The organism is Pedobacter nototheniae (assembly GCF_032678625.1).
GTDB lineage: Bacteria > Bacteroidota > Bacteroidia > Sphingobacteriales > Sphingobacteriaceae > Pedobacter > Pedobacter nototheniae_A.
On the sequence record NZ_JAVTSO010000001.1, the window covers coordinates 505,819 to 518,895 of the forward strand.

Consider the following 13,077-nt stretch of genomic DNA (forward strand, 5'->3'; position numbering starts at 1 on the left):
ATTTTGAATAGGATTTAAGATTCTTCTTTTTTCCGCTGCCCTTTATTCTCCCTAATTGAAGGTAAACCTTAAACTAAATCCAAAATTACTGAATGATGTATTAAATGTTTGCGAGGTATATGGTTTTGTGATATTAGAATCATAAAATAATTTAATGTTAAATTTCTGATTCAATACATAATCTACACTTGGCCTTAAACTAATGTTTTTAGCCCCCGATGATACTTCTGATGTGGTTACATCAGCACGGTAAATAACCGTTTTATTATCCCGGATAGCCACATCCAGCTTGAAATCCATATTGTTATCCATTTTCACGCTTTTGAACCATCCGAACGGAAAACGGAATTTATTGGTCCGGTAGCCTAAACCAAATACCATATTATTTTCAGATAATTGCGCCAGCTGACTATTGGCTAAGCTTAAGCCTAATAATCTTGACCGGTTTAACTCAAATGTTGCTGTAACATTATTTTTAAACCTGGTATCAATTCCAATTAATGGTGAAAAATATTCTGATATGGTTACTTGTGCAAACTGGTATTCGGGTAAAAAATTCTGATTTGCATCTCTAATATTAGCAAAACCATTATTTTCATCGTAACGCAATAATGAGTTAAAACCATTAATGTTATAGGTAGACCGGTACCCGTGTCTGATATCAACAGATGATAATTTATCTGCAATAAACGGAATGCGTGTTAAACCGCTGTATGTTAAATTCCAGTTTGGCAATGGGATACTTGGAAATGAACTTAATTTTGATGAATTGGCATCTTTACCTGTATATGCAGCCATAAATGCAGAAACTAAAACATCCTGGCTCTCTTTGCCATAACCATCGGCATAACCACCTGTTGCTACACCTCCTGAATTCGGGTTTCTTGCGCCCAACCTTCTGGATATAACAATCCTGTTAGCCATAAACTGATTAAACAAGGTTGAGATTACACTGGAATTATTTTCTTTAAAAGCTGTACCAATTGCAATGTAAGAAACGCTGTAATCGCCTGAAGTAACTCCGCTTAAGTTAGCAAAAGATGAGGAGCTTGAAATGTATCTAAAGTTTGATGAATAGTTTTTAGACTGTACTTTATTGGCTCTTATTGTAATCCTTAAATCGCGGATTGGCTCAAGCTGCCCCGTAATGTTTAAGTCCTCACGCATTGTATTAATGTACAAATTCGTTTGCAAGGTATCAGTCGTAATCCAGCCACTGTTTACGGCCATTTCTCTAATATCTCTCTGGCTACCAAACACAAAACCCAGGCCGGGAGCACCAAAATTATCCAAACCAAAAAATCTTGTTTTAGGCAGATAACCCGGCAGATAAATACCTTTTGTTTGCGTGTATGCCGCGTTAATATTTTTTAAGCTGGTTAACAAATTAATAAAGAAATTTTTGGCTTTGCCTCCATCCTGATTATTGCCCGCATTTCTGATAAATCCAAACTTATTATATAAAGTTGTTAAATTTAAGGTCGGATTAATTTGAAGATTTCTACTGTTTTGAATGGTATTTCCCAAATTAATATTAGGATCAAGCAAGGTAGAAAGTGGCTCAGTTTGCCAGTTAAAGTTTGTTCCGTACCTGGTTTTAATGTTAATCCAGTTTAAACCTGGAATTTTTTCAATTGGTAAATTATAAGTCACATTCAGGTTGTGGTTATAATCTGTGGTACGGCCTAAACGGATTAAATTTTGCCAAACCGTATCTCTTTTCGCTCCTTGGATTCTTCCGTCAGGTTCGTCGATAATTGAATAGTTTGTTGCATTAAAATCCAGCTGTAAAGAACGGGTTAAATTCCAGGCCACCCCGTAAATCCGGCTCATTCTAAAGTTTTTATTGTACGTGGTTCCATACCCGTTCTGGTATTGCGGAATTGTATTTAAAGGATCATTATTCCTTAACGTATTTTCAGAATATAAACGGTCTACATCAACCCTAAAGTTAATGGCACTTGGAAACAGGCTGATGTTAAAATCTTTTAAAAGCGCCAGCATATTCGATTTTATAATCTTTTCGAAAGGCGCTATTGATTTTGCTTCTTTTGAATAATTATACTGCAATGAAGCCCGGTAAGTATTTTGTATACTGCTCTGGTTTATAAAATCGCGATGGTTATATTGAGTATAAGCATAACTTGCAGCAAAGTTTTCTATATCCCATAAGTGTACAGGCTTGCTATTATTCGTTCGCTCTTTTCTAACATTTGTAAAGTTGATACTTCTTCTTACGGTATAATCCTGTGCAAAATTTAATATAGAATCTTTTTGTGCTTTGGTAGATTGATCCAGGGCATTTTTCAATTCAATATCTGGTGTGCGGGGGTTATACTGTGGCGTAGAAACCTGTTTTGAATAACTTACAAACATCGGGATTTTTACACCTGACTTTTGAGGTAAAAATTTACCGAGTTCTACTGCCGATGAAACATCAAACAGTACATTATCGGCCCGGTTTCTTTCGCTGACTTTAGAATCTATCGAACCAAAACCGATGGTTGATTTACTTGCCGAAATGTTTACGTCGGCAAAATCTGCAAGTTTAAGGTTTAACCTACCTGTAGCGGCCCAACCTCCTCTTTCATCAAATTCAGTTAAGCGCAATTCGTTGAACCAAACCGTTACACTTTTATCCTGTGCTTCCGACTCAGGGTTTGTCAAATCGCGTATTTGATTTTTAACACCAAGCATGTAAACCCTCACCTTACTCATATCGGGCTGTCCTTTTACAATTATGGTTCTTACACCATCAGAATACGTAAACGGAATATTAATTGGCCAGGGTTGTCCGTTAGAAAGTTTAGCAACATTACGGGCCAGCTTAGCATTCTGGAAAAGTTTAAGTTCAATATCCATCCTGTTGTCTTCCGGCCAAATGGCATCCGGATCACTTGTTCCTGGCGGAGTAATTTTTAATGGTAAATTGTATTCGTAATAGTTATCCTGGTTATCTGTTCCTATTCTTAGAAATGCTGCAACATCGTTATTATTGATCACCAGGTTATTTACGGCCTCCGCATGGATAAACATTTCTAAATGTTTGTAAGAACGGAAATCACTGTAAGCCGTTTTAAAAGCGGCCCTTCCATAACCATCTCTCAGATTTTTGACTGTTACCGATAAAGATTGTTCATTTAACCGTGTATCTCCGCGATAGTTACTGTAATCTCTTTCTCTAAGAATCCCGGGAGGGGTAACATAAGGTATTGGACTTCTTTTTCCATTTTCCTCAATATTTACTGTTGCCACCTCAATAGTCGAATTATCAGGCGTTAATACCGGCAAAGCTGGATCCACGATAATTTCTGAGGCTTCATTTTTTACATTATATTCTCTCCACTCTCCACGAATCAATTGTAATTTTGCAAAACGCATTACGGCGGTATCTGCAAAATTGGTCATAAACATCCTGAAAAAACGTATTGATTTAAAATCCTGAATATTTCCAACTTTTTGCTGGTAAGAGCCGATTGGCACCCTAAACTGGTACCACGAAACCGATTGTGTATTTCCATTGGCAAGTTTAACTTGCGAGGTAACTTTATCGGTAATAAAATTTTGACCAACCACTAAATCAGCCGGACGCATAGATACTTTATACTGAAAGTATTCATCACTTTGCGTCATATTATTATCGCGGTTAATATCTTCTCCATCAGGCAGAGAAGTGGAGGCTGAGTTTTCAATTCCCAATTCATCCTGCGATTGCTGCGAAGTTTTAGAGTTTCCCTCTGTTCCGTTATATCTTTCGTAACGTTTTAAAATACCCGCATTAATCTGATCTAATGCTGGCCCTCTGAAATAAGCATAATTATCGGAGGATGGATCGGCATCTAAAGCTGTTCCTGCAGCCGCATTTAGCTGGCCTTTAATCTGGTTAATCTGTGCAGCAAATTTTGCCCTTTCATTGGCATCAGATAAACCGTCTAAACCCACATCCTGAGCCCTTCTGGTATCGGGATTATTATCAAAAGCCTGTACTACCGGCTGTAATTTTGGTACGCGCCCCCAGTTTGTTTCATCGTACTGACTTGGATCATCATTGCCTGGCAAACCATTCTCTAAAGATTTACGTCCGTCTTTTAAAATATCTTCTGATATATTACCAAGATTGAAATAAACATCTCCTCCTGCCGAATTTGGTTTGTAGATAAATGGATCCAATACCCAAAACTCAATAAAGCCAATGTTTAATGCTTCGAAATCGTTGGTTTCTATTTTACGCTGAAAACCACCCCAGTTATTTTGAGGTTGTAAAAGAGCTCCATCGGACCGGAAGCCAAAAGGGCGATAGTTATAAGGACCACGAACCGTTGGGTAATAGGCTACATCCAATGTGGTTATGTTTAAAGCCTGCCCGGTTGCCGTTTCTTTAAATGGAAAAACTTCCTGTTCTATAACTTCCCTAACGTAATGGTTGGACAATTCGTTTTTGTTGTTCCGTATATTTGCCGGTGTAGTTGATGCAGAAGAATTATAGAAAGTTGGATCAATATTATAAAAAGCAATTCTTGCGCGGTTATATCCATAAGCAAGATCGTTTATCAAACCCGATTCAGGAAATAACTGCGGTGTACCGGATAATTGCCATGAAATTGCACTCTTCAAATCAATTACAGATCTTGAAGCTTCAAAATCATCAAGGTAACTTACACCATTTTTACTGCCCGCAAAATTTAACGCATTTGGATGGCCAGGAATGAGCTGTGCAAACTCGCCGTAAAAAGTAACACTTGAAGGTGCTTTTGTTGAAATTAAAGGAATTTTATCAACCAGTTTTGTTAAAAATCTTGATGGCGAACTGTAGTTAATATCTGCACCCCAAATGGTATTTGAAATCGGCTCTTCACCCAAATTTACCTTTTGGGTAAGCGGCTTCTCGGTTAAATTCATAATAGTACCGCCCAAATTTAATTTGTTATTTACGCGATAATCTAACCGGGTTCCAAATAGCGAGCGTTGCTGTAAACCAAAAAGCTCGTTGTTTTCTGTGGTAATATTAATTGGCTGGCCCGAACTTAAAAGTGCCTGGTTAATGATACTTACCCGGCCACCCTGATAATCGACTGTAAAATCCACGCCTTCAATTAATGGAATGGTACCTGCCGAAACCTTAACAGATCCTGCCGGAACGTTGATTGAGTTTAAACTAAATTCAGAAGAAAATTCAGACTGATAATTTCCTTTAAGTAAATACCTGTTCTGGTTCTGAAATAATTGTTTGGCAATTGTTTGAGTCGAATCGTATAAAGCGGTATAAGTATATTTATCGATTAAAGCCTGCTCACTTGGTAAAAACTTTGCAGCCAAATCACTTCCGAAAGGTTCAATTATTGGAAAAATAATTCGCCCTCTTGTTGGATCAATAGTTACATAACCGGTGTTGGTATTGTTAATTAAATTAGAAACACCGTTTGAAGAAAAACCCGAACTCAGGTTATTGTTATTGTTGCTTGAATTGGTAGAAGAGAAAAATGAGCCAAAAGCATTACCTGCGGTTACAAAATCGAAAACACCATCTGGCTTTCGTTCGTTTTGCTGGTTCAGGCGGTCAAGCTCCGTAATGCTAATCCATTGCTTATTGGCAAGATTTTGCCCTTCGTTCATAATTGGCGTTTCAACACCCGTTTGGTTATCTATTCTATAAATATCCAGTTTAAAGTTTTGATTGCTGATTTGATAACCTCCAATGGAATAGATGTTTTTCATCATCAAATCCCAGGTAGGCAAATTAACTTTCGTGGTTTCGTTTTTTAATAATTTGGCAAATAAGACCTTTGGATTGCTCGCATCAAAAGTAACATCTGTAGAAAACTCTCCCACCTGGTACTCTACTCCATTATAAGTATAGCGATAAGCCACTGCTAAAACTTCGTCAGAATTTAATGGATTGTTTAAAGAGATGTAACCCAATTGAGGCTGATATGTATACTCCCGTTCCGTTAATTTTCGGGCGTATGTTAATTTTGCATAATTATCTGTTCCTGCCCTTGCTCCTCCAGTTGTCTGGAAATAAGAAATAATTGAATTATCGTTTGTAAATCTTGCGTTTGGCGGAAGGTTTTGAATTAAATTATTGGATTGCTGTGCAAAGCCATTGGCTGTTGTTCCTGCTGGCAGTACAGAGGTACCCCCAATTATTCCGGTATTGTAAGGTGCATTTTCACCTAAATCCAGTAAGCCCAATACGTCTCTTGAATCTGTGGTACTACCTGATTTATTGGTGATCCAGACCTCAATTTTAGTAATTTGAACAGGAGAGGTAATTATTGGGGCATTAATTAAGTTTTTGTTGTAGTTGTTGCGAAAATATTGTGCTAAAAAATAATGCCTGTTGGCTTCGTAAGCATCTGCACTGATGGAAAAAGCATTTTGCTGAGATCCATTTGTAATGTTAATCTGTCTGGATTGAGATTTTTGCTGCGTGTAAACACTTGTTACATTTAGTTTTCCAAATTGTAATTGTGTTTTAACCCCAAATAAGGCTTGTGTACCGGTAATTAAGCTCGTATTTAGCGGCATGCTTACGTTACCAATTTCAATTTTCTTGATGATTTCATCAGGCGAACCTGTGTATTCAAGCTTAATCTGGTTTTCGAAATCGAATTGCGCTTCGGTATTGTAATTACTCTTAATTTTTAATTTAGTACCAATATTACCCACAAGGTCCATCTGGATTCTCTGGTTAAAATCGAAATTGGTTTGTACCCTTTGGCGTTCATTAAAAAGTGGATTTTCATTTTTATTTACCCTTCCTAAAAAGGTTAATTCAGCTTCTCCACGGGGCTGAATATCAATGGTGGTTCCGCCAAAAAGCTTCTCAAAAGATTTACTGTTTACCTGTATCTGAGGAATAACTCCTGTTGTGCGGATGTCGCTTAATTCCGCATTGGAAATGCTGCGCCAGTTTTCTCTTTTAATCTCACTGTTAACCAGTCGCTGATACTCATCGATGGTTAGATATTGTGTTTTCGTTACATACCTGTCGCCAACTAACTCTTTGACAATGTATCGTTTATTTTTAGCATCGTATTCAACAACTCTTTTTATGTTGCCGGGCAAAGGATAAAATCCATTTGCAGATGAGCTTATCCCAAGAAGCTGTTTTTCACGTAAACTAAAGTTATTTTTGGATATAGTAGTGTCCGCTTTGCCGGGAACAACCTGTGAGAGGGCGTTTAGAGTAGCAAATAAGAAAATTGGGACGAGAAATAGGTGTGTAAAAATTCTCTTCAAAGGCCGTTAATTCTATAATTTTTTTAAAGCTTGTTTAATTAGTTGCTCTACCGAAAGGGTTCCTTCTGTCACTTTTAATATCTGGTCTATAGTTTTTTCGGCGGTTTGTTTGGCAAATCCGAGCATTACCAGTGCTGATAACGCTTCATCTTTAATTGTATTGTGTTGAGGCATAGAAATTAATGAATCTACACCTTCCTTTTTTAGCTTGTCCTGTAGTTCTAAAACCAGGCGTTGTGCGGTTTTTACACCCAAGCCTTTAATCCGTTGAATTAAAGGAAGATCGGCATGCACAATTGCACTTTGTATTTCTACAGGCGTAATTGATGATAAAATCATCCGACCGGTATTCGGGCCAATGCCCGAAACCGAAATCAGATGTAAAAATAAACGGCGTTCGCCCTCATCGGCGAACCCGTATAATGTATGAGCATCTTCTTTTACATGCAACCAAGTATATAATTTACACCTTTCTGATTCGCCAAGGTTGCTGTATGTATTTAAAGATATATTAATGTGATAACCTATACCTCCGGCCTCCACCACAACATAAGCCGGGTTTTTGAAGACTAATTTACCATCGATATAGGCGTACATGTTGTATTATTTCTTAGTTGTTTTTCCAAATATACCGTTTCGTTTCGATGTTCCAGCAATTTCTTCTTTTGCTTGTACGTCAACAACCGCGATGGTAACCATATTTACAATTTCACGTACCGAACTTCCTAACTGAACAATATGTACCGGCTTATTTAGCCCCAATAAAATTGGGCCAACAGCTTCCGCGCCGCCCAGTTCCTGTAAAAGTTTGTATGCAATATTACCTGACTCTAAGTTAGGAAAAATTAATGTATTTGCAGGCGCATCTGCCAATGTGCTAAAAGGAAAATTATCCTTTAACAATTCATTATTTATGGCAAAATTCCCTTGCATCTCTCCGTCTACAACAACTTCAGGATGGTTTTTATGAAGCAGTTTTACTGTTTCCCTTACCTTGTTAGGGGTTATTCCATCATTTGAGCCAAAGTTAGAATAAGATAGTAAAGCAATACGTGGCTTGATGTTAAACTGTTTTACCGATTTATCAACCAATAAAGTAATGTCTACCAATTCTTCAGCTGTTGGATCTACGTTTACTGTTGTATCACCAAAGAAAACAGGGCCTTTTTTGGTCATCATCATGTACATACCTGCAACACGTTTAACACCAGGCTCTACGCCTATTACGTGTAAAGCCGGTTTAATGGTCGATCCGTAGTTTTTGGTTAAGCCTGAAATCATTGCATCAGCTTCGCCAAACTCAACCATGGAAGCACCAAAATAGTTACGATCGCGTAATAATTTAGTCGCATCGTTTAACGAAACACCTTTACGCTGACGTTTTTTGAATAATGCTTCTGCATATTTATTCGTTTTTTCTGTTTCCTGCATTTGGTCGATGATTTGAACACCTTCCAGTTCCAGCCCATGCTCATTTATAATGGCCTGAATTTTTTCCTTGTTCCCCAAAAGGATAGGAATCGCGATGTTATCATCATTTACAATTTGAGCCGCTTTTAAAATTTTATAGTTATCTGCTTCTGCAAAAACCACACGTTTAGGATCAGATTTTGCCTTAATGGTAATGGCACGCATAATGGCGTCGTCCAAGCCTAATCTTTTCCTTAACTCTTCTGAATATGCATCCCAATCGCTAATGATTTTACGGGCAACACCACTTTCAATAGCCGCCTTTGCCACCGCAATTGATACTTCGGTAATCAACCTGAAATCTACTGGTTTAGGAATGATGTAATCTTTACCAAATTTTAAGTTACGGGCATTGTACGCTAAGTTTACCGCTTCTGGAACTGATTTTTTAGCCAATTCTGCAATGGCTTTTACCGCAGCAATTTTCATTGGTTCATTAATGCCTGTTGCGCGAACATCTAAGGCGCCACGGAAAATGTATGGAAAACCCAAAACATTATTCACCTGGTTAGGATAATCAGAACGGCCGGTTGCCATAATAATATCTTTACGGGTACTGATGGCCAATTCGTAAGCGATTTCCGGATTAGGGTTTGCCATTGCAAAAACAATCGGATTTTTAGCCATAGAGCTTAACATCGGCGCAGTAACACAATCTGCAGAAGACAAACCGATAAATACGTCAGCATCTTTTAAAGCTTCTTCTAATGTGCTTATTTTTCGGTCTGTTGCAAACTCTGCTTTAATTTCGTCAAGCACTTCACGGTCTTTACGGATTACTCCGGAACGATCACACATCACAATATTTTCCTTCTTTGCACCTAAAGAAACATATAATTTGGTACAAGAAATTGCAGCCGCACCCGCACCATTAACCACAATTTTAACCTTATCCATTTTCTTTTTCTGGATTTCACAGGCATTAATTAATGCAGCTGCGGATATGATTGCGGTTCCATGCTGATCGTCGTGCATAACCGGAATATTCATTTCTTCTTTTAAGCGGCGCTCAATTTCGAAACATTCAGGTGCTTTGATATCTTCAAGGTTTACGCCACCAAAAGTAGGTTCTAAAGCTTTAACGATTTTAACAAAATCATCAACATTTTTAGTATCCAGCTCTAAATCGAAAACATCGATATCGGCGAAAATTTTGAAAAGTAATCCTTTACCTTCCATAACTGGTTTTCCTGCTTCAGGACCTATATCTCCAAGGCCTAAAACGGCTGTACCATTACTGATTACCGCAACAAGATTTCCTTTTGCGGTATATTTATAAACATCTTCTTTATTTTCTGCAATTTTTAAGCATGGCTCGGCTACTCCTGGCGAATAGGCCAAAGTTAAATCGCGTTGCGAATTTGTCGGTTTTGTCGGTACAACTTGTATCTTTCCCGGGCGGCCCTGCGAGTGGTAATCCAGCGCATCTTGCTTTCTATTGGTTTTGCTCATTTCGTAACTTATTAGTGACGCCGCAAAGGTACAATTCTTTTACGAGGCATAAAATAAATATGCTTATCAAAAACATCACTCAAAGTTGGTAATTGTTTAGTTAATCAGTCCAATATTCTGTAAAATGGCTAAACTGAATAAATTTATTTATTACATTTTCGCGGCCACCCGAAAAACAACGACCTAAACTCTTCCCATGGCCGGATCGGTAAAACTTTCCTTACCCGTTTCTACTTTGCCCGCAAATCGTTGCATAAATAAACTGCTTGCAGTTGTTTTGATTTCAAAATCATACCAGCCAAAACTGGGTTGTAAATTCAAGACAATCACTTCTTCGGTTTTTGATTTGATTATCTTCTGCAAATTATTGCTTTTATAAGCCAAATCGTTCAGCTGGATACTTAAAGCATTACTGCCTTCATTTTTGACTGTTAATTTTATATTTCCCGTTGGAATTTTTGTCAGACGGTTAATTTCCGTTTCTGCAATTATAGATAAAAGCGGATCGTTAGCCGTGCCCGAAAACTCACGGTAAAAACCATTAGGCCCATTTAAGCGCAAATGGTATTGTCCACCCTCAAATGCATTTAACGGCCAGGCATATTGCAATTCATCATTGGCTTTTACAGCAAACGACCAGTTTCTGCAAATTTCTTCCGACTGGTTTTCGGCTTTAAATTTTCCTGGTGCGTATACTGTAAAAGGAGATCCGGCTGCCTGATTGTTAAATATCTGGTTTCTTGCAGCCATATTAATCTGAAAACTTTGTTTATCATCAGAAAGCAGGCCACCCGCCAATAGCTGATAAGGCAAAGCGCATGATTTACGAACTCCTTTTTCCTGCTGCGACATTAAACTTCCGTATAACCCTTTATTTGCATTTTTAAGGTCGGCTTCTTTAATCTGTTTAAAACCTGTTGGCTCTGCTTTAAACTGTGCATTATAAATGGTTTCGACAAAAGCATTGCGCTTTAAAAAGGGAAGTTTTTCTGATTTCGCATCAAATGGTGCAAATGCAGAAGTTAAATTTCCTGAAATTGCTCTTCTCCACTGGCTTATGTTCTCCAGTCGAAGTTTTTTATTATATTTTTTATTTACAAACTCTTCCAGAAACTGAAGCGTTGAAGTATGGTCAAATACCTGTGAGCAAACTTTCCCTCCTCTGCTCCATGGAGAAGCAATTAGCATAGGTACTCGAAACCCCAAACCAATTGGAGCCTCGCGCGCCTGTTTTTCCGGTACGCCTTGTTTCAATTCGTTTACCAAACGAACATGTTCAATTTCGGTTTCTATGCCATCAGAAACTTTTCCCGTTTCGGGCTTATTATTATCTGGGATAGAGAATGGGGGTACATGGTCATAATAACCATCATTTTCATCATACGTAACAATAAAAATTGTTTTCTTCCATACTTCCGGATTTTTGGTTAAAACATCCATCACTTCAGAAATATACCAGGCGCCGTACCATGGAGCGCTTGGATGATCCGAAAAATTTTGAGGTCCGGCAAGCCACGAAACCGTACGCAACGTTCCATTATTTACATCTGCCCTGAACTGGTGCAAAACATCACCTTGCGGTACAGTTACTTCACGCTCTTTACCACCATCGTTATATTTAAGACTTGCAATACTTCTATAACCTGGGTCATTTTTATTCACCACAAAAGCATGATAAAATAAATTTTTCTCCTGGTCAGATAATTTATTAAAATTTTTCTCACTCCAAATTTCAAGTTCAGCAGTGGCATCATCAAGTGCCTTTAACTTATTTTTAAGGTCTTTTTGAATCTTCTTTGATGCGGCATCACTTGAAGGACTTGCTTCCTGAAGTTTATTAATTTCAGCAGGTAGTGTTTCTACCTGTTTTTGAAGATTTTCTACATACTTATCTTTAAACTTAACATTATAGGCTTTAAAAAATTCGAGCAAATTACAGCCAAAATTAGAAAGCCACGCGCGTTCTTCTCCTTTAAAACCTCCGCCACAGCTGGTTTCATTCTGGTAAAATTTCCAGTTAACCTTATTTTCTTCCAGCAGTTCAGGGAAAGTTTTCCATGGGTGTTTCGCATATGCAAAATCATCATTTCTAATATTTGCCTTGGGGATCCCATTCTCTTCATGTGTTATTTTTCCTGTCCAGAAAAATGACCGGTTTGGTGTGGTACTGGTCATGGCTGAGCAGAAATTTTGATCGCAAACCGTAAATGCATCTGCTAAGGCATAATTAAAAGGAAGATCTTCTCGGGTATAATGCCCCAAAGTAAGCGGCATGTGTGCATAGTTTTTGTTTCCGGATTGTTTTGCAGATAACCATTGATCGTATTTCCCCTGATTATAGGCATCTACCTGGCTGGCACGCGAATGTGGCAAAGAGCCCATCCAGGTAACTTTAGTATCTTTTATGTTTAATCTAAATGGTGCGTAAGTATTTCCTACAGCATCGGTTTGGAACCAAACCGGTTTTTTATTTGGAAGATCAATAGCCCTTGGATCATTAAATCCTCTAACACCTTGAAGGGTACCAAAAGTATGATCGAAAGAACGGTTTTCCTGCATCAGGATCACCACATGCTCAGCATCCAGAAAGGTACTGCCCGGTGCCGGGTTTATAGCAAGTGCTTTTTGAATTGATGAAGGCATTACAGTAGCTACGCCTGCTGCGCCCGAAAGAAGTAAAGATTTACGGAGAAATTCTCTTCTGGTATCCATGTTTTGTTTAGAAATAATTTAGGACAAGTTTAGTCCAATATAATTTTATCTAAATAAAATAATGGTTAACTAAATGTTAATCAATAGCATTGTTACATCTTAATGAATATCATTTAATTTTAACCTGTGCATAATTTGTAGTTTATTATACACCAAATGCAGCACAATGTTATTAACTGTTCTTTTATGCCTCAAAATCAA

At 37.9% G+C, this 13,077-nt stretch carries 4 protein-coding genes; all 4 read right to left on the minus strand.

Annotated features, from left to right (window positions below; all coding sequences use genetic code 11):
• Positions 1-51: 51 nt before the first annotated feature.
• A complete protein-coding gene (gene sprA / locus R2Q77_RS02280; RefSeq protein ID WP_316802088.1) occupies positions 52-7,242 on the minus strand; it encodes a cell surface protein SprA in 7,191 nt (2,396 codons plus the stop codon).
• A 12-nt stretch (positions 7,243-7,254) separates the two neighbouring features.
• Positions 7,255-7,839, minus strand: a complete 585-nt coding sequence (ruvA, locus tag R2Q77_RS02285; RefSeq protein ID WP_316802089.1) for a Holliday junction branch migration protein RuvA — start codon at positions 7,837-7,839, stop codon at positions 7,255-7,257.
• 6 nt (positions 7,840-7,845) lie between these two features.
• The gene (locus R2Q77_RS02290; protein WP_316802090.1) at positions 7,846-10,164 is read right to left on the minus strand and encodes an NADP-dependent malic enzyme; all 2,319 of its coding nucleotides are present in this window, start codon (positions 10,162-10,164) and stop codon (positions 7,846-7,848) included.
• A 183-nt stretch (positions 10,165-10,347) separates the two neighbouring features.
• Positions 10,348-12,876: a phosphocholine-specific phospholipase C gene (locus R2Q77_RS02295; protein WP_316802091.1), complete on the minus strand. Its 2,529-nt coding sequence runs from the start codon at positions 12,874-12,876 to the stop codon at positions 10,348-10,350.
• Positions 12,877-13,077: the final 201 nt, after the last annotated feature.

Excerpts from the sequence above, each read along its gene's own strand:
- ruvA (WP_316802089.1), bottom strand. The coding sequence starts at position 7,839 with ATGTACGCCTATATCGATGGTAAATTAGTCTTCAAAAACCCGGCTTAT.
- R2Q77_RS02290 (WP_316802090.1), bottom strand. The coding sequence starts at position 10,164 with ATGAGCAAAACCAATAGAAAGCAAGATGCGCTGGATTACCACTCGCAG.
- R2Q77_RS02295 (WP_316802091.1), bottom strand. The coding sequence starts at position 12,876 with ATGGATACCAGAAGAGAATTTCTCCGTAAATCTTTACTTCTTTCGGGC.